At 72.3% G+C, this 16,783-nt stretch carries 16 protein-coding genes; 6 read left to right on the plus strand and 10 right to left on the minus strand.

The window, feature by feature from the left end; translation table 11 throughout:
* Positions 1–24 precede the first annotated feature (24 nt).
* The 3 genes from ACQPZG_RS16240 to ACQPZG_RS16250 all read right to left on the minus strand — a co-directional run bounded on the left by ACQPZG_RS16240 (position 25) and on the right by ACQPZG_RS16250 (position 1,898).
* Complete coding sequence (locus tag ACQPZG_RS16240) at positions 25–489, minus strand: MarR family winged helix-turn-helix transcriptional regulator (protein WP_433546467.1); 465 nt, start codon at positions 487–489, stop codon at positions 25–27.
* Positions 486–1,085: a DJ-1/PfpI family protein gene (locus tag ACQPZG_RS16245; protein ID WP_433546468.1), complete on the minus strand. Its 600-nt coding sequence runs from the start codon at positions 1,083–1,085 to the stop codon at positions 486–488. Before ACQPZG_RS16245 ends, ACQPZG_RS16240 begins: the two co-directional genes overlap by 4 nt.
* A 156-nt stretch (positions 1,086–1,241) precedes the next feature.
* Complete coding sequence (locus ACQPZG_RS16250) at positions 1,242–1,898, minus strand: M15 family metallopeptidase (protein WP_433546469.1); 657 nt, start codon at positions 1,896–1,898, stop codon at positions 1,242–1,244.
* Between the two features lie 218 nt (positions 1,899–2,116).
* Here ACQPZG_RS16250 and ACQPZG_RS16255 point away from each other — a divergent pair, with 218 nt between their 5' ends.
* Positions 2,117–2,617 carry a hypothetical protein gene (locus ACQPZG_RS16255; protein WP_433546470.1) on the plus strand — a complete coding sequence of 167 codons (501 nt, stop codon included), beginning with the start codon at positions 2,117–2,119 and terminating at the stop codon, positions 2,615–2,617.
* A gap of 268 nt (positions 2,618–2,885) precedes the next feature.
* Positions 2,886–3,032 (plus strand): hypothetical protein, encoded by a 147-nt coding sequence (locus ACQPZG_RS16260; protein ID WP_433546471.1) that lies wholly within the window; start codon positions 2,886–2,888, stop codon positions 3,030–3,032.
* Positions 3,033–3,122: 90 nt separating this feature from the next.
* On the opposite strand, the gene ACQPZG_RS16265 is transcribed toward ACQPZG_RS16260, so the two are convergent.
* The gene (locus ACQPZG_RS16265) at positions 3,123–4,262 is read right to left on the minus strand and encodes a winged helix DNA-binding domain-containing protein (protein ID WP_433546472.1); all 1,140 of its coding nucleotides are present in this window, start codon (positions 4,260–4,262) and stop codon (positions 3,123–3,125) included.
* A 375-nt stretch (positions 4,263–4,637) separates the two neighbouring features.
* Here ACQPZG_RS16265 and ACQPZG_RS16270 point away from each other — a divergent pair, with 375 nt between their 5' ends.
* Positions 4,638–6,185, plus strand: a complete 1,548-nt coding sequence (locus ACQPZG_RS16270) for a substrate-binding domain-containing protein (protein WP_433546473.1) — start codon at positions 4,638–4,640, stop codon at positions 6,183–6,185.
* 137 nt (positions 6,186–6,322) lie between these two features.
* Here ACQPZG_RS16270 and ACQPZG_RS16275 read toward each other — a convergent pair whose 3' ends face one another.
* Positions 6,323–7,606 carry an adenylosuccinate synthase gene (locus ACQPZG_RS16275; RefSeq protein ID WP_433546474.1) on the minus strand — a complete coding sequence of 428 codons (1,284 nt, stop codon included), beginning with the start codon at positions 7,604–7,606 and terminating at the stop codon, positions 6,323–6,325.
* A 240-nt stretch (positions 7,607–7,846) separates the two neighbouring features.
* Here ACQPZG_RS16275 and ACQPZG_RS16280 point away from each other — a divergent pair, with 240 nt between their 5' ends.
* Positions 7,847–8,605 (plus strand): diacylglycerol kinase family protein, encoded by a 759-nt coding sequence (locus ACQPZG_RS16280; RefSeq protein WP_433549434.1) that lies wholly within the window; start codon positions 7,847–7,849, stop codon positions 8,603–8,605.
* A gap of 1,592 nt (positions 8,606–10,197) precedes the next feature.
* On the opposite strand, the gene ACQPZG_RS16285 is transcribed toward ACQPZG_RS16280, so the two are convergent.
* On the minus strand, positions 10,198–10,722 hold the full coding sequence (locus ACQPZG_RS16285) for a GbsR/MarR family transcriptional regulator (protein WP_433546475.1): 525 nt from the start codon (positions 10,720–10,722) through the stop codon (positions 10,198–10,200).
* A gap of 101 nt (positions 10,723–10,823) precedes the next feature.
* Between ACQPZG_RS16285 and ACQPZG_RS16290 the strand changes: the two genes are divergently transcribed.
* Positions 10,824–11,732: an ABC transporter ATP-binding protein gene (locus ACQPZG_RS16290; protein ID WP_433546476.1), complete on the plus strand. Its 909-nt coding sequence runs from the start codon at positions 10,824–10,826 to the stop codon at positions 11,730–11,732.
* Entirely contained in the window at positions 11,729–13,333 is a 1,605-nt protein-coding gene (locus ACQPZG_RS16295; protein WP_433546477.1) for an ABC transporter permease, read from the plus strand. Before ACQPZG_RS16290 ends, ACQPZG_RS16295 begins: the two co-directional genes overlap by 4 nt.
* 115 nt (positions 13,334–13,448) lie before the next feature.
* Here the strand turns inward: ACQPZG_RS16295 and ACQPZG_RS16300 are convergent, their stop codons facing one another.
* The 4 genes from ACQPZG_RS16300 to ACQPZG_RS16315 form a co-directional block, all read right to left on the minus strand.
* The gene (locus ACQPZG_RS16300; protein WP_433546478.1) at positions 13,449–13,952 is read right to left on the minus strand and encodes a tetratricopeptide repeat protein; all 504 of its coding nucleotides are present in this window, start codon (positions 13,950–13,952) and stop codon (positions 13,449–13,451) included.
* 26 nt (positions 13,953–13,978) lie between these two features.
* Positions 13,979–14,563, minus strand: coding sequence for a Uma2 family endonuclease (locus ACQPZG_RS16305; protein WP_433546479.1), 585 nt, complete (start codon positions 14,561–14,563; stop codon positions 13,979–13,981).
* A 93-nt stretch (positions 14,564–14,656) separates the two neighbouring features.
* Positions 14,657–15,364 carry a response regulator gene (locus ACQPZG_RS16310; protein ID WP_433546480.1) on the minus strand — a complete coding sequence of 236 codons (708 nt, stop codon included), beginning with the start codon at positions 15,362–15,364 and terminating at the stop codon, positions 14,657–14,659.
* Entirely contained in the window at positions 15,361–16,749 is a 1,389-nt protein-coding gene (locus ACQPZG_RS16315) for a histidine kinase (protein ID WP_433546481.1), read from the minus strand. The genes ACQPZG_RS16310 and ACQPZG_RS16315 overlap by 4 nt, the downstream gene beginning before the upstream one ends.
* Between the last annotated feature and the right edge of the window lie 34 nt (positions 16,750–16,783).

Consider the following 16,783-nt stretch of genomic DNA (forward strand, 5'->3'; position numbering starts at 1 on the left):
TACGACAAACGGGTCCGGTGCCCGCTACCGTTCCGTCACCGTACCGGACACGCTTTCCATTGCCACGGAGAGACGTTCGAGCACGCGGGCCGTCTCGGCGAAGCCCTCCTCGCCCAGCTCCGCCAACAGCGCGGCGGCGAGTTCGGCGTGGGCGGGGTCGAGCCGCCGGATGGCGTCGCTGCCCGCGGGGGTCGCGCGGAGGAGTTTCGCGCGGCGGTGCGCCGGGTTGTCGGCGTACTCCGCCAGGCCCCTGCTGACGAGGAGGTCGGCGATGCGCTGGACGCTCTGGCGGGTGATGCCCATCGTGCGGGCGATCGACGCCACGGGTGCGGGTGTCCGGTTGACCGCCCCCAGGACCTGCCACCAGGCGGCGGTCAGGCCCACCTCGCGGGCCATCGCGTCGGAGACGGAGATGAACTGGCCGTTGAGGTGGAAGACGCCGAGAGCGGTACGGGTGAGGAGGCGCTGGGTCGGGGATTCGGCGCTCACGCGGAGAGGACCTCGTAGGCGGAGGGGTCGGAGTCGTGGAAGAGGCGGTACCAGGCGTCGAGCTTGTCGCCCTCGAATACGCGGAGCAGGGCGAAGATCTCCCGCGCGAACGCGACCGGCTCGGTCGGACCCGCGGTGACGACCAGGCCGTCCGCGGAGGTCACGGCGTCGGCCTCCGCGTAGTGCTCGCCGCCCTTGTAGCCGCTCGCGGCGAGGTAGAAGGACACGGCACTGGTGTGGGCGCGGTCGTCGAGCAGGCCTTCCGTGGCGAGACCGAGGGTGGCACCGCAGATGGCGGCGACGGGGACACCGGCCTCGACGAAGCGGCGGGCGGCAGCGGCGAAGGGGGCCAAACCATCACCTTCGTCGAAGAGTTGGGCCCCGGGGAGGATCAGGAGCGAGCTGTCCGACGCGTCCAGGTCACCGAGGGCCACGTCGGGGAGGACGCGGAGACCGCCCATGGTGGCGACGGGGTCGGCGGTGAGGCCGACGGTCTTCACCTCGTAGCCGTGCTGCACCAGGAAGGCGGTGGCGAAGCCGGTCTCCCAGTCGGCGAGGGTGGGGTAGACGGCGAGGTGCACGGTCTTGGGGGGCATGGAAGTGCCTCTCGATCGTGAGCGATCGGACCCGAGCGGACCGATGACAACATGCTGTCATGTTGACAGCATGTTGTCCATATCCTTGTGCCACCCGGCGGGGCTGCAACGAGCGGGGCCGGGGGCCGGCCCGCCCTTCGAGGCGGGGCCGGCCCGTCAGATCTCCCGGGTGCCGTAGCGGGCCTCCGCAGCCCTCGTCCGCCACGCCCAGTACCTGTCCCCGTACGACCAGTGCCACCATTCCGTCGGGTAGTTGACCAGCCCGGCTGCGCTCAGGGCCGCGCCCAGTACCGAACGGTTCGCCCGTGCCTGCGGGCTCAATCCGAGGGCGTGGGTGTAGCACGCGCCCGCGCTCTCCTCCGGGCTCGCGTTCATCGGTGTGCCCATGTCCAGTTCGCGGCCGTCCGCGTCCGCCAGGGTCAGGTCGACTGCGGCTCCCGCACTGTGCGGGGCGATCTCCGGCGGCGACACGTAGCGGCTCGCGGCGCTGCGCAGTTCCGTGGCCGTCCAGTGCGGGTGCAGGGCGCGCAGTTCCGCCTCGTACTCCTCGAAGTACTCCCGCTGGAGCGCGGGCGGCCGGTATCCCTCCACCATCACCAGACGCAGCCCGGCGGGCAGCGACTCCTGGGCCCGGAGCAGGCGCTGGACGACGCCCGTCCGCAAGTGGGCGTAATACCCCTTTTCGTCCAGCCGCTCCTCCCCCGTCCGCAGACCGCTCTCCCGTACGTCCCTCAGCGCCTCGCCGCACTCCCGTACCGGAACGGCGGCGATCCTCGGGTCGGCCATCAACACGATCTCAGCGTCGTCACTCATGAATGGATCATGTCGCTCGTTCTTCTCGGACACCACTACGGATGAACGGTGTTGCTCGCGGCGCGCACGACCCGCCGAGCGCCCCGCCCCGCCCCCTCGCCCCCGCTTCCATTCGGGTACCGGGGGTGCCCCTGGCCGCGGATCTGGAACAGGGTGGTGGGTGCGCGGCGAAGCCGCGGCGTCGTCCGTCCGTTGCTGGCGAAAGGTTCCGTCCCCTCATGTCCCGTACTCTCGCCCCCGCCTTGACCACCCTCGCTCTTGCGGCCCTCCTCACCGCACCGGCGCTCGCGGCACCGGCCCCCGCACCCGCCGACGCGGCAGCCCCCACCCCGGTCGCGGGTCCTGCGACCACGCCGGTCCCCGTCCCCGAGTGCGGCGGAAGCCCTCTCGACTGGGCCGACCCGGGCGACTTGGGCGGCCTGTACGGGGGCCAGGTCCGCTTCGAGAAGCTCGGCCGTACCGGCGCGTACGGTTTCCTCGCCCGCCTCGCGCTCGACAAGCACCGCCTGGAGGCGGACCGGGTCAACGGCACCGAACAGTGGGAGATCCGCCGCTACTTCGGCGAGCCCGCTCCCTCCGTGCTCTTCTGGTCGCGGCACGGTGCGACAGTGCTCAACGATCCGCACTGCGACGACCCCGCCCGCCCGACCCGCGTCACCAGCACCACCGCGACCGTCGAGGGGGCCGCGACGGGCCGGCTGACCCGTATCGCCCCCTGACGGACGCGCCGTGCACGGTGGCGGGCCGCCGCCGGCAACCGGCCCGGTGGCCCGATCGGTCTCGTCGCACGAGACGGGGCCGGGGCCGGAGAGCGGAGACAGGGCCGGTGACAGGGCGCTCGCTGCCCGCCCGCTCGGCCGCGTCGATGCAGTCCAGCGCGAAGAGCCTCGTGGCCTGATGCCGAGGCAACGCGCCATCCCCTGCCCGCGTCAGTCATACCAAGGGGACGGATCGCCGGTCCGTCGCGTGGGAGGCGGGGGGACACCGATGGAAGAGCTCGTGCTCGTGGGGGTGCGGATTCTGCGGGTGTGCGGCGAGGTGCTGCTCAACTTCGGGGACATGCTGGCCCTGGGGCCTGAGGACCGCAAGGCGAAGCGTCGGTCTCGTCCCGCACCGGACGAAACGACCCCCTGAACCTGCACTGGACCCGTTCTCCGCGCCCTCCTGACGGAGAGCCCCTCCGTGTACGCACTGCGCTCACCACGAGGGCTGACCGGGAGGCGGTCAGCCCTTGACGAGGATCCTCTCGACCACGGGGAACCCCTTGTCCCACCAGTGTCCGTAACGCCCGTAGACGGCCGGGTCGCGTGCGGCCACCAGGGACCACAGCCGTTCCGCCTCCTCGGTCAGGCCCTGCCGCGCGGCTTTCCCCAGCTTGTGGAAAGCGATCAGTTCCAGGCCGCCGTCGGCCGCCCGCCACACCCCGGCGACCTTGCCGTCGACGAGGAAGCACGGCAGGACGTCACCGTTGCGCCGCACGACCAACGGCCGGTATTCGGCGGGCAGGAGCCGTCCGGGGATGGTGTGGGCGAGCAGCGTGCTGTCCCACATCGGCAGCAGCCTCGGCGGTGCCGGGGTGTCGGCGTCGGGAACGGTGGCGTCGGGCAGGTCGAACAGCACGGTCCCGTCGGGGCCCGACAGCCGTACCAGTCGGTCGCCGAGCCCCTGGAGCGCCTTGGTCGTCGCGGCGCGGGTCAGCAGGGTGAAGCGGGCGAAGTCCTGTGCCGTGGCGGGGCCGAACGCACGCAGGTGGGCGAGAAGCAGGTGCCGGACCCCGGCGTCGGCTTCCTCCGGCGTGGCCCCGGGCGCGGCCGGGGCGGCACGATAGGCGTTGCGGTGCGTGAACGACCAGGGGCCGCCGGTCGGCGCGTGGTGCACCGGCGCGAACGTGCGCAGCGCCCACCACATGCGGCGCGCGTGCTCGCCGTGCCGACCGGTGACCTCCTCCTCCACCTGGACGCCGGTACGGGGCTGTGCCAGGAACCCGGCGAGCCGCGGGAGCAGTGCGTCGGCGTCGTCGGGGGTCAGCCCCGTCGCGGTGTAGCGGCCGTCGTACAGCCGCGCCGCGCGCAGTGTGCTCAGCATGGCGGCCCGGTAGGGGGCGTAGTCGTCGGCGTGGACGGCGTGCAGGGTGATCCGCATGAGGGTGGCCTTCACGACCCGGCCGTCCGCGAACGCCGCGTCGAGGTCCTCGGGGGCGAAGTCGCGCACCCGGTTCCACAGCGCCAGGTAGGGGGATGCCGGTGTCTGCGCCTGGAGAGCACAGAGTTGACGGACCGCTTCCGCCACGTCGAGGGACCGGCGTTCGAGCAGGAGCTGTCTGTCCAGGGTCGCCAGGGCGAGCTGTCGCGCGGTAGGGCTCATGGCCGGATGATGCCACCCCGACCTGGCGACCGGTGCGGCACGTGTGTGCGGGAGTCGTACAGCCCCACAGGACTCGCACACAACAACGCGGCTTGCTGGGCGCGCAGTTGCCCGCATCCCCACGACGGCACGAGGGTGCATGGGACTCGTGCACCCCCACAGGACTCGCACGGAACAACGCGGCTTGCTGGGCGCGCAGTTGCCCGCATCCCCACGACGGCACGAGGGCGCACGGCGTGCTCCCGGTCCGGGACACTGCGGAATGCCGAACTCCCGGCGAACAGTGGTCCGTTCTCGCCCTGCGGCCGGATCCTCCCTCGTACCGTTGCCGTCCGGTCACCGACAACGCCCGGAGCCACAGGGGGGCCAACGGCAGTGGAATGGGTCAGCGCGGAGAACGTCGTCGCGGTGTGCACGGCCGTACTCGGTGTGCTCGCGTCGGCGGCGGCCCTCTGGTACGAGCGCCGGGTGCCGCGGCGCAAACGCATCGGATACCGGGTGCAGTTGGACACGCCGATAGGGGGAGACGCCCGGGGCGGGCGGACGAACGTGCGGACCGGGCTGTTCCGCGAGACGCCCGGCGTGGACATGTCGGACGGCACGCTCGTGCTGCTCCGTATCGAGAACGACGGTTCGCAGAGCATCGCCGACAACGACTACACCGGCATCGATCTGCACGGCCTCACCGTCGAGTTCGAGGACCGCACCATCCAGGGTGTCGCCGTCACCCAGCCCTCCGGGGCCGAGCACCTCATGGACCACTTCACGCCCGCGGCCGGAATGCGCCACACCGACAACCGCCTCTACCTGCCGCGCGTGCCGCTCAACCGGGGCCAGCACTTCAAGCTGCTGGTACTGCTCACCGGCGGCGGGGTCGGCGGCGCGGTGCGGATCAGCGGCGGCATCCGGGACGGCGAGGTGATGCCGAACCGCAGTACCACCCCGGACGAGAAGCCGCCGCTGTTCAGCAGGCCGGCCCGGGTCATCACCGTGCTGATGACGGTGTGCGTCGTCGCGCTCGCCGCGATCATCGTCGTACGGGAGGACGCCCCGCCGATCGGCTGCGAGCGGGGCGCGCTGCGGGTGACCGGGTCGACGGCGTTCGCGCCGGTGGCGCGGGAGGCGGCGCGGAAGTACATGAAGGACTGCCCGGGTTCCCACATCCGCATCGAGGCGCACGGCAGCAACGCCGGACTCGACGAACTCGTCCGGGAGGGCGCGCGGACGGACACGAAGGGCGGCGGGTCGCCGGGGGTGATCGCCCTGTCCGACGGACCGCGACCCAAGCAGTACGCGCAGCTGCGGGAGGACCGCATCGCGGTGTCCGTGTTCGCCGTGGTCGTCAACGACCGGCTGCCGGTGCGCGACCTGTCCCTCACCGACCTGCGGCGGATCTACCGGGGCGAGATCCGCGACTGGAGCCACTTCGGCGGGCCCCGGACACCGCGCCGCCCCATCCTGCTGGTCAGCAGGAACGCCAGCTCCGGCACTCGGGAGATCTTCCAACGGCGCGTCCTGGACGGCCTGGAACCGGCCAACTCCTCCCGCGACTGCGCCACCCCCGACTTCCCCACCGCGCCGGTCGTCCGCTGCGAACTCACCAGCACGGAGGCGGTGCTGGACGCGGTGGCCCGGCTGCCCGGGGCCATCGGGTACAGCGAACTGCGTTCCGGCACGGCCCTGAAGGGCGTACGCCGGCTGAGCATCGACGGCGCGGCGCCCTCGGTGGACGAGATCGGCGACTCGGCCTACCCCTACCGGGAGATCGAGTACGCCTACACGTACGGCAGGCCGCCCGCCGACTCGCTCGCCTCCAGCTTCCTCACCTACCTGGGGCGGGGCGGCGGCCAGGAGATCATCCGCACGCACGGACACCTGCCGTGCGCGACGCCGAAGGGCCTGCGGGTCTGCGGTGAGGGCTGAGCGGTCGTACGCGAGGGGCGACCGGACATCCCGGTCGCCCCTCACTCGCACAGCCGTTACCCGCACAGCTGTCCCTCGCACAGCCGTCACTCGTACGGCTGTCACTCGTACAGCCGTCACTCGTACGGCGCGAACCCCTAGATGAAGGAGTTGATCTCGATCGTCTCGGTGCGGCCGGGGCCGACGCCGATCGCGGAGATGGGTGCGCCGGACATCTCCTCCAGGGCCTTCACGTAGGCCTGCGCGTTCTTCGGCAGGTCGTCGAAGGTCTTGGCCTTGGTGATGTCCTCGGACCAGCCGGGGAGCTTCTCGTAGATCGGCTTCGCGTGGTGGAAGTCGGTCTGCGAGTACGGGAGCTCCTCGACGCGCTTGCCGTCGATCTCGTACGCGACGCAGACCGGGATCTCCTCCCAGCCGGTCAGCACGTCCAGCTTGGTGAGGAAGAAGTCCGTCAGGCCGTTCACGCGGGTCGCGTAGCGGGCGATCGGGGCGTCGAACCAGCCGCAGCGGCGGTCACGGCCGGTGGTGACACCGCGCTCGCCGCCGATGCGGCGCAGCGCCTCGCCGTCCTCGTCGAACAGTTCCGTCGGGAACGGTCCGGCGCCGACGCGGGTCGTGTACGCCTTGAGGATGCCGATGACGCGGCTGATCTTCGTCGGGCCCACGCCCGCACCCGTGCAGGCGCCGCCCGCGGTCGGGTTCGAGGAGGTGACGAAGGGGTACGTGCCGTGGTCGACGTCGAGCAGGGTGCCCTGGCCGCCCTCGAAGAGGACCACCTTGTCGTCGTCCAGCGCCTTGTTCAGGATGAGCGTCGTGTCGGCCACGAAGGGCTTGATCTGCTCCGCGTACTGGAGCATCTCCTCGACGATCTTCCCGGCCTCGATGGCGCGGCGGTTGTAGAGCTTGGTGAGCAGCTGGTTCTTGGTCTCCAGCGCCGCTTCGACCTTCTGGATGAGGATCGACTCGTCGTAGAGGTCCTGGACGCGGATGCCGACGCGGTTGATCTTGTCCGCGTAGGTCGGGCCGATGCCGCGGCCGGTGGTGCCGATCTTCCGCTTGCCGAGGAAGCGTTCCGTCACCTTGTCGACGGTGACGTTGTACGGCGTGATCAGGTGAGCGTTGCCGCTGATCAGAAGCTTGGACGTGTCGACGCCGCGGTCGTTCAGTCCGCTCAGCTCGGAGAGCAGGACGGCGGGATCGACGACGACACCGTTTCCGATGACCGGCGTGCACTCAGGAGAGAGGATTCCGGAAGGGAGAAGATGCAGCGCGTACTTCTGGTCGCCCACGACGACCGTGTGGCCGGCGTTGTTGCCACCCTGGTAGCGCACCACATAATCAACGGACCCACCGAGCAGGTCGGTGGCCTTTCCCTTGCCTTCGTCACCCCACTGAGCACCGAGCAGCACAAGTGCGGGCACAGGCGTACACCCCTTCCGGGCGGGGCATGTCCAAGGTCAGGGGCGTACGCGACGACGTACGTCGACGACTGTGTCGACGTGTGCCTCACGTGCTGTGACCGTTGAACCGCTGCCCCGGAATAGACGAAGCCCCTGGCGCAATAGCGCAAGGGGCTCTTGCACAAAGATGCTACCCGAGGAAGGACCGAGGTGTCGGCTCCCGACCAGCTGCTGGTGGTCATCGACCCGGTCGCCCGGCGTATGGACGGCGAGTCCGTCCGTATCGCGAAGGATGTCTTGTGCGCAGGGGCGCGCGCCAAAATTTGTCTTCCGGAGACCGGTGAGGAGTTCGCGCGGGCCCTCGCCCGCCGGGGCCGGCGGCGGCCGGTGGTGATCGGCGACGACCGCGCGCTGCTGCGCACGGTGGGCCTGCTGCACCGGGAACGGGAGCTGGCGGCGGGCGGCCCGGTGTCCGTCGTACCGGTCGGTTCGGCCGTTTCGCTGGCCCGTTCGCTGGGCGTGCCGACGTCCACGGTGGCCGCGGCCAGGGCGGTCCTGGACGGACGGGTGCGCCGCCTCGACCTGCTGGTGGACGACAGCGACGGAGTGGTACTGGGCGGGCTGCGCATCCCGGCTGCCTCTCCGGCGCGCCTCCCGGCGCCCTCCGTGTGGACGACCTGCCGGACGCTCGTCCGGACGCTGTCCCTGGCCAGACCAGCGCCGACGCCCGCGCTGCGCAGCTACCGGCTGCGGGTGGAGGCGGACGGCGTGCTGATGAGCGACCTGGACGTGCCGGTGGAGGACGTGTCGGTACGGTCCCGGGGCGGCCGGGCCGAGGTGCTGGTCCGGGGCACGGGCTCCGGGTCCCCGGTACGGGCCGAGGCCCTCACCGTGACGGTCTCGGGGCCGGACTTCCGTTACCGGGCGGACGAGGTGGTGGGCGGGCCGGTGCGGACGCGGACCTGGACGGTGCGGGAAGCGGCCTGGGGGCTGATGGTGCCGGTGGGGACGGAGGCGTAGGGGACGGCGGGTCGGGGACGGCTGCGGACCCTCACCGGACGGTCCCGTTCGGGGCGGCTGCGACCTTTCGCCGGACGGCGCCGGACGGCGCCGGAAGGCGGGTCCGGAACGGCTGCGGACCCTCGCCGGACGGGCCCGGAAAGGCGGGCCCGGTTCAGCCGCCAACCCTCCCCGGACGGCTCCGAAAAGGCGGGTCCGGGACGGCTGCCACCCCACGCCGGACAGCACCGCCTGCCGCTCCGGCTCCCGCCCGGAGCGGCAGGCGGGCCCGGCTTCAGGATGGCTGCTCTTCGGCTTCCGGCGTGCTGCTGCCCGGTCGGGTGCCGGCGGGCCGCTGCCCGGTCGGGTGCTGCCCGTCGGTGCTGCCCGGTTCCGGCAGCGCGCAGGGCGTGGAGGCTGCCGGGTCGGCCGCTGCCCCGCGCGCACGGACGCTGGTTGGCTGACGTCCGGGCGGACACGTCGGTGTTCCCGGGGGCAGGGCGGTGGTCGGACATGCGGGCGAACGTGCGGGCGAGCGGCGGAACCACGGGCGGCGGGACGGCAGCCGACGGATCGGCGGTCGGCAGCGCTGCGGACCGCAGCGCTGCGGGCGGCGGGCGGGAAGGCGCGGGCGCGGCCCTGAGGTCGCCGAGGACCGCCGCCGCCATCGTCCGGTACCGGTTCAGGGCCACCCGACTGGTGGCGGCGGGGGTCGCGGCGGGAGCCGCTTCGACGGGACTGGGCCTCGCGGGCATGGAAGCGGCCCCGGCCGTCGCGGCTCTCTGCGTCACCCTGATGGCGTACGGCGTGGGCTCCCTGCACCTGTCCGACCGCATGCACCAGGCGCTGCGGAACCGGCCCTGGCAGGCGGTGGCGGCCGTTTCCGTACCGCTGCGGCTGCATTCCGCGACCGTGGTCCTCGCCCGCCGGACGGACCGGGGCGTCGAGTACTGGCCGATGCAGGTGCGGGCCACGGGCCACCGGGCGGGGCTGGCCGCGCCGGGTCCCGACGGCGTGCTGTGGTTCTGCGGGCAGCCGGACCGGGGCGGAGTGGTCTCGCTGCCGGGCGGTGACGAGCTGGTGTGGGTCTCCCCTGTGGTGGACGGCCCCGCGCGGCGTGCGGCCGTGCGGGCGGCGGTGGCCAGGGGGCTCGCGGAGCGACCCGCACCGGAGCAGCCGGAGGGCTGGGGCGGGGGGTGGATCGCGTCGCACCGGGGCCGTCGCCGTGGGCTGCGGACCGCACGCGGGACGGCCCCGGGCGGAGCGGAGGCGGTGGCTGTGGCCCACCGGTCCCGGCAGCCGGGCCTCTACCGGTGGCTGGCGGTGATGGGATGCGGTCTGTTCCTCTGCGCGCTGGGGAGGGAGAGCGTCGAGCCGACCGACCTGGAGGTGGGCCTTGGCATGAGCGGTATCGGGCTCGTGCTCGGCTCGCTGTTCTGGGGCACCGCCAAACACCTCCGCCGCGAGATCCGCCGGGTCGGGAACCGGGGCGGCACCAACCCCGTGGAGCGGTGTGGGGCACGGTGGCGGGCCGAACAGGATTCCGCTCCCGCCCCGGCACGGCGGCGGGCCGAACAGGATTCCGTTCCCGCCCCGGCACGGCGGCGGGCCGGTCAGGATTGCCCTGCCGCCCGGTCCTCCCGCTGGGCACGCCAGCGTTCCATCATCAGCGGTATCTCCTTCTGGACGAACGCGAAGAACTCCGCCGACTCCGCGACGCGGCGGCCCGCCGGGCTGTCCGGACCGAGGGTTTCCGCGCCCTCCTGGAGCACCGCCCCCCACCGGGCCACGACCGCGTCGCGGCGGCTGAAGGTCTCGTACCAGAGCTGGTCGTGGAGGCTGTAGCGGTCGCGGCGGGTGCCGGGCTCGCGCTCCCGGCGGACCATGCCGACCTGGCTGAGGTAGCGGACGGCACCGGAGACGGCGGCGGGGCTGATGCGCAGCTGCTCGGAGAGTTCGGCGGAGGTGAGGGCACCGTCGTCGGAGGCGAGGAGCGCGGCGAAGACGCGCGAGCCCATCCGCTGCATCCCTCCCGCGGTCATCTCCCCGGCGAACCGTTCGACGAAGCGGGCGACGGCTTCCTCGTCGCGTCCGGCGCTGCGGGGCTCACCGGTTTCGGCGGTGTTGTCGCTGGTCACTGGCACATCTTCTCCCCTGGACACCCTCGCTCGGCAGCGCATGGAAGTTTATACGGTTTCTTAACTTCACAACTTTGTGAAGTACGCGTACGTTCAGAATTATGACCGACGCAATCAGCGTGGCCGGACTGCACAAGTCCTTCGGCCGCACGCACGCATTGGACGGCCTCGACCTCACCGTCAGGACGGGCGAGGTCCACGGCTTCCTCGGACCCAACGGTTCGGGCAAGTCGACCACCATCCGGGTCCTGCTCGGCCTGCTGCGGGCCGACTCCGGCGATGTCACGCTGCTGGACGGCGACCCCTGGCAGGACGCGGTCGCGCTGCACCGGCGGATCGCGTACGTGCCGGGCGACGTCACGCTGTGGCGCAACCTCTCCGGCGGCGAGGTCATCGACCTGTACGGGAAGTTGCGGGGCGGACTCGACGCGGGGCGGCGGGCGGAGCTCATCGGGCGCTTCGAGCTCGACCCGACGAAGAAGGGCCGTACGTACTCCAAGGGCAACCGGCAGAAGGTGGCCCTGGTCGCGGCGTTCGCGGCCCGGGACGTCGATCTGCTGATCCTCGACGAGCCGACCAGCGGGCTCGATCCGCTGATGGAGTCCGTCTTCCAGCGGTGCGTGGAGGAGGCGCGGGACGAGGGGCGGACCGTGCTGCTGTCCTCGCACATCCTGAGCGAGGTGGAGACCCTGTGCGACCGGGTCAGCATCATCCGGCAGGGACGGACCGTGGAGTCCGGCTCCCTCGCCGAACTGCGGCACCTGACCCGCACGTCGATCACCGCCGAGCTGGCGTCCCCGCCGAACGGGATCGCCGGCCTGCCGGGCGTGCACGACGTCGACGTCCAGGGCAACCGGGTCAGGCTCCAGGTCGACACCGACAAGCTGGACGCGGTACTCGGCGCGCTCACCGCTTCGGGGGTGCGGTCGCTGACCAGCACGCCGCCGACGCTGGAAGAGCTGTTCATGCGGCACTACGGCGAGGACCGCGAGGAGGTGCCCGCGCGATGACCGCTCTTGCCGCCGCCCGCGCCCCGGGCGGTCAACTCACCGCCACGGGCACTTTGTTGCGGTTCGCGCTGCGCCGGGACCGCATCATGCTGCCGGTGTGGGTGCTGGTGCTGGGCGTGATGGTCAGCAGCGGCGCCAACACCCTCGGCGCGCTGTACGCCACCGAGGCGGAACGCGTCCGGGCGGCGGCCACCATGGCGTCCAACGGGACCCTGCGCGCGCTCTACGGCCCGGTCTTCGACCCGTCGCTCGGCGGACTGGTCGCCTGGCGCTTCGGGACGTTCGCCGCCCTGCTGGCCGGGGCGATGAGCCTGGTCGTCGTCGTCCGGCACACCCGGGACGAGGAGGAGAGCGGACGGCAGGAACTGCTGTCGGCGGCGCGGGTCGGACGGCACGCGCCGCTGGCCGCCGCCCTGCTCGCCGCACTGATCGCCAACACGGCGGTGGCGGTGATCGTGATCGTCGCGCTCACCTCCGCCACGGGGGACGCGGCGGGATCCCTGGCACTGGGGCTGATGATCGCCGCGAGCGGGATGTTCTTCGCGGGGACGGCGGCCGTCACGGCACAGCTCACCGAGAGCGCACGGCTGGCGAAGGGCCTGGCGGCGGCGGTACTGGGCGCCGCGTTCGCGCTGCGGGCGGCGGGCGACGCGGGCACGGCGGATGGGTCGTCCGTACTGACCCGGGTGTCGCCGCTCGGCTGGGCGGAGAACGTCCGCCCGTACGCGGACGAACGGTGGTGGCTGCTGGCCGTACTGGCGGCTGCCGCGCTGGCCCAGGCGGGGGCCGCCCGGGTGCTGTCCGGGCGGCGCGACGTCGGCATGAGCTTCCTGCCGTCCCGGCCCGGTCCCGCCGTCGGGCGCCTGTCCACGGCGCACGGACTGGCCTGGCGGCTGCAGCGGGGCTCCGTGGCCGGGTGGACGCTCGGGTTCCTGGCGGCCGGAGTGCTCTTCGGCGGGATGACCTCGGGCGTCGGTGACCTGGTCGGCGGCAACGAACAGACCAGGGAGATCTTCCGGCGCATGGGCGGGCAGGAGGCGATGAGCGAGGCGTTCCTCGCGGCGATGGTCGGCATCCTCGGCATGGTCGCCGCCCTGTACGTGGCCGGTTCCGTGCTGCGTCTGCACGGCGAGGAGACCTCGCAGCGGGCCGAACCGGTGCTCGCGGGCGCGGTCGGGCGGCTGCGGTGGGCGGCCGGACACCTGGCGATCGCCTTCGGCGGGGCGGTGGTGCTGATGGTGGTCGCGGGCCTGGGCCTGGCGCTCGGCTACGGGCAGGACCTCGGGCCGGTCGTGGGCGCGGCACTGGTGCAGGTGCCCGCCGTGTGGGTGCTGGGCGGGGTGACGGTGTTTCTGTACGGGCTCTTCCCGCGGGCGGCGGTGGGCAGCTGGGGCGTGGTGGGGCTGTGCCTGCTGCTCGGCTGGATCGGTCCCGCGCTGGACCTGCCGGAGGCAGTGCTGGACGTGTCGCCGTTCGGACACCTGCCGAAAGTGCCGGGAGCGGAGATGGAATGGGGAGCGGTCGGAGTCCTGCTGGCGCTGGCCGTCGCACTGGTGGGCGCGGGCCTGGTGGGGCTGCGGCGGAGGGACGTGGCGGGATAGCGGGGACGTGGCGGAGGGGGGCGGCGGGGCGGAACCGCGGCGCGGACGGGACGACGGGACGGCGGTCGCGGGACGGCGTTCCGGGCTGGGACGATCCGCGTCGGAGCCGTCCCCCTCACACCACCTCCGTGAGGTCCTTCGCGTAGTGGGCGATCGCGGCGCGGTACTGCCGTACGCCCTCGTCGTCGCTGCTCTCCGCCAGCAGCGCCAGCAGCAGTTGCATCGCCTCGTGGTGCTCGCCGACGTTGAACAGGGCCATCGCGAGGAACGTCTTCAGCGCGCCGTCGGCGGGGAACTCCGCCGTACCGGAACGCAGGGTACGGACCGCTTCCTCGTACCGTCCGAGCACCCGCAACGTGCTGCCGAGTCCCAGCAGGGCCCCGCGCCGGTCCGTCGCGCTGAGCTGTCCGGCCAGGGCCCGCTCGTAGTACGGCACCGCCTCCGCCTCCAGCCCGAGCCGGTCGTGGGCCCATGCCGTCTGGTAGGCGATCTCGGCGTCGTCGGGGAAACGCCCGACCAGTGCGAGCAGCCGCTGCCTGGCCTCCTCGGTGCGGTCGGCGGTCCGCAGGGCGACGGCTTCGGCGAGGGGGGAATCGCGGTCCTGGTGCGGCGGTGTCATGGGAGGCATGGTCGCAGGGCAGGGAGTCAACGGACGTAGTTCTTGAGGATCTCCGTGTCCAGTTCGATGCCCACTGGCTCGGGCAGAGTGATGCGTGCGCCAAAGTCCACCTTGTGGACGTCCCCGTATTTGCCACGTTCCCGGTCCGGCTTGCTGAACACGGCCACTTCGCAGCTCTCACGGTCGATGAGCAGGTAGACGGGAATGCCTGCCGCCGCGTAGGCGGGCGGCTTCTCCACCCGGTCCCTGTGATCGGTGTCCGAGTCGTACGAAGTGATCTCGACCGTCATCAGGACACCTTCCGGATCTGCCCAGTCCGGCTGCCCCGCGAAATGCGCCACAGGCGCCAGTGTTCCGTCCGGCCGGGCACGCCCTTTCCGATAGGCCTCGACCTTCAACCCCTGCGTGGGGTTCAGGTCGAGGTCCGGCCGGGCCTGCATGCACAGGCGCAGCAACCACATGGTGATCGCGCCGTGGTCCCCATCCGTCAACTTCTTGGCCCCGATCCGCCCGCCGATGAACTCCAGCCTGACGGTTTCGGTCTCCACGGCGGCGAACTTCTCGAACTCGTCCACCGACATCTTCGGCATGTGCTCAGCCATGGTTGTCATGGTGCACCTCCTGTCAGGTGGGCACCAGTGTGGCGGGCCCGTGCACCCATCCGGACGCCTCCCTCCGTGATTCACCCATCCGTGTGATCACTCCTACCCCGGCACCACCAGCCTCGCCTCATAGGCGAACACCGCCGCCTGCGTCCGGTCCCGCAGGCCCAGTTTCACCAGCACCCGGCTGACGTGCGTCTTGATGGTGGACTCGGCGACGACCAGGTGCGCGGCGATCTCCCCGTTGGAGAGGCCCTGGGCGATCAGCACGAGGACCTCCGTCTCGCGGTCGGTGAGATCGCCGAGCTGGGCGAGGGTGGCGGGGTGGCGGGCCGCCGCCGGCCCCGAGGTCCCGGAGAGCTTCGAGAACTCGGCGATCAGGCGCTTGGTGACGGCGGGCGCGAGGAGTGCCTCGCCGCCCGCCACCACCCGCACCCCCTCGGCGAGCTGCCGCGCGGAGGCGTCCTTGAGGAGGAAGCCGGAGGCGCCGGCGCGCAGCGCCTGGTAGACGTACTCGTCGAGGTCGAAGGTGGTCAGGACGAGCACCTTCGCGTCCGGGTCGGCGGCGACGATCTCCCGGGTCGCCTCGATGCCGTTGAGTTCGGGCATCCGGATGTCCATCAGGACGACGTCCGGGCGCAGCGCGCGGGCCCGCGCGACCGCCTGCCGTCCGTCGACGGCCTCTCCGACGACCTCGATGCCGGGCATCGCGCCCAACAGGACGGAGAACCCCTCCCTGACCATCATCTGGTCGTCGACGATCAGGACCCGGATGGTCCCGGGGGCGGCCGGAGCCTGTGCCTCGCTCATGCGGAGGCCCCCCGGGCGGGCGGCACGGTGTCCTCGACGACCGGCAGGACCTTGGTGACCGCGTCCTGCGGTGACGCCTGCGCCACCGGTACGAACACCGTCACCTCGAAGCCGCCTCCGTCCGTCGGGTCCGCCGTCATCTCGCCGCCGAGCATCCCCACCCGTTCCCGCATCCCGGTCACCCCGTGCCCCGCGCCGGGCGACGGCGGGGCGTCGGCCGTGCCGGGGCCGTTGACGATCCGCAGGCCGAGCCCGCCCAGGACGTAACTGACCTCGACGCGCGCGGCGGCCCCCGGAGCGTGCCGCAGTACGTTGCTCAGGGCCTCCTGCACGATGCGGTACGCGGACAGCTCCACGCCCTGCGGGAGTTCGCGGACCGCGCCGGTGGTGACGTGCTCGACGTCCAGCCCGGTGTCCCGGACGTTGCTCAGCAGCCGGGGCAGGTCGGAGAGCTGGGGCTGCGGGGCGTCGGGCGCCTCGTAGTCCTCCGCCCGTACGACGCCCAGGACGCGGCGCAGTTCGGTGAGGGCGGCGACCGCGTTCTCCCGGATGGTGACGAAGGCCTGCTCCAGCTCGGGCGGCGGGTTCTCCACCCGGTAGGGGGCGGCCTCCGCCTGGATGGCGACGACCGACATGTGGTGGGCGACCACGTCGTGCAGCTCGCGGGCGATGGTGGTGCGCTCTTCGAGCAGGGTGCGGCGGTCGCGCTCGACGGCGGTGACAGACATCTGCGCCACGACCTCGCGCTGACCGGCCCGGCGGATGTGGAAGAGGGAGACGGCGAGCAGGACGAAGGCGGCGGCGACGAGGAACTGCGGCCCGGTCTCCAGAGGGCCCCCTCCCACCCCCAGCAAGGTAATCACCGCGGTGTAGGCGAAGGCGATCCCCCACATCCAGGCGGCCGTCCTCGGCCGGGTCCTGGCGGCGACGACCGTCATCACGACGAGCATCGCGCCGACGGCGGCGGGCGGCCAGGGCCAGCCCTCCCGGAAGGCTCCGACGGCGCCCGTGAAGAAGGCCGCCAGCAGGCACGTCCACCAGGCCAGCACCGGGCGGATGAGGGTCAGCGCGACGGGGACCGCGCAGAGCGCGCCGACGAACATCCCCTCCGCCCCGTCGCCCACCGTCTCGTACCCGATGGCGAAGGTGATGAGCGCCCAGGCCAGGACGAGGGCGTGCACCGACCAGCTCGCCCACTTCGCCATCGGCGCGGGCAGCCTGCCCAGGACCGGCCCGTCCGTCCGCAGCGGGGGGAGCGGGCGGAACGTGAGGGGCTTGCGCAGGAGGTCCTCGCGCAGGCCCTGGAGCGCGCGGAGGGCGAGGCGGTACTCGGGGCTTCGGCTGCGGGGACCGCGAGCGCTGGGCGTACTGGTCGTCTGGGTCACGTTCCCACGGTAGGTCGGCGCGCGGGCGCGGTCG

Source organism: Streptomyces sp. CA-294286 (assembly GCF_050947155.1).
GTDB lineage: Bacteria > Actinomycetota > Actinomycetes > Streptomycetales > Streptomycetaceae > Streptomyces.

Coding starts and splice junctions, on each gene's coding strand:
- ACQPZG_RS16245 (WP_433546468.1), bottom strand. CDS start 1,085: ATGCCCCCCAAGACCGTGCACCTCGCCGTCTACCCCACCCTCGCCGAC.
- ACQPZG_RS16250 (WP_433546469.1), bottom strand. CDS start 1,898: ATGAGTGACGACGCTGAGATCGTGTTGATGGCCGACCCGAGGATCGCC.
- ACQPZG_RS16255 (WP_433546470.1), top strand. CDS start 2,117: ATGTCCCGTACTCTCGCCCCCGCCTTGACCACCCTCGCTCTTGCGGCC.
- ACQPZG_RS16260 (WP_433546471.1), top strand. CDS start 2,886: ATGGAAGAGCTCGTGCTCGTGGGGGTGCGGATTCTGCGGGTGTGCGGC.
- ACQPZG_RS16265 (WP_433546472.1), bottom strand. CDS start 4,262: ATGAGCCCTACCGCGCGACAGCTCGCCCTGGCGACCCTGGACAGACAG.
- ACQPZG_RS16280 (WP_433549434.1), top strand. CDS start 7,847: ATGGACGGCGAGTCCGTCCGTATCGCGAAGGATGTCTTGTGCGCAGGG.
- ACQPZG_RS16290 (WP_433546476.1), top strand. CDS start 10,824: ATGACCGACGCAATCAGCGTGGCCGGACTGCACAAGTCCTTCGGCCGC.
- ACQPZG_RS16295 (WP_433546477.1), top strand. CDS start 11,729: ATGACCGCTCTTGCCGCCGCCCGCGCCCCGGGCGGTCAACTCACCGCC.
- ACQPZG_RS16300 (WP_433546478.1), bottom strand. CDS start 13,952: ATGACACCGCCGCACCAGGACCGCGATTCCCCCCTCGCCGAAGCCGTC.
- ACQPZG_RS16305 (WP_433546479.1), bottom strand. CDS start 14,563: ATGACAACCATGGCTGAGCACATGCCGAAGATGTCGGTGGACGAGTTC.
- ACQPZG_RS16310 (WP_433546480.1), bottom strand. CDS start 15,364: ATGAGCGAGGCACAGGCTCCGGCCGCCCCCGGGACCATCCGGGTCCTG.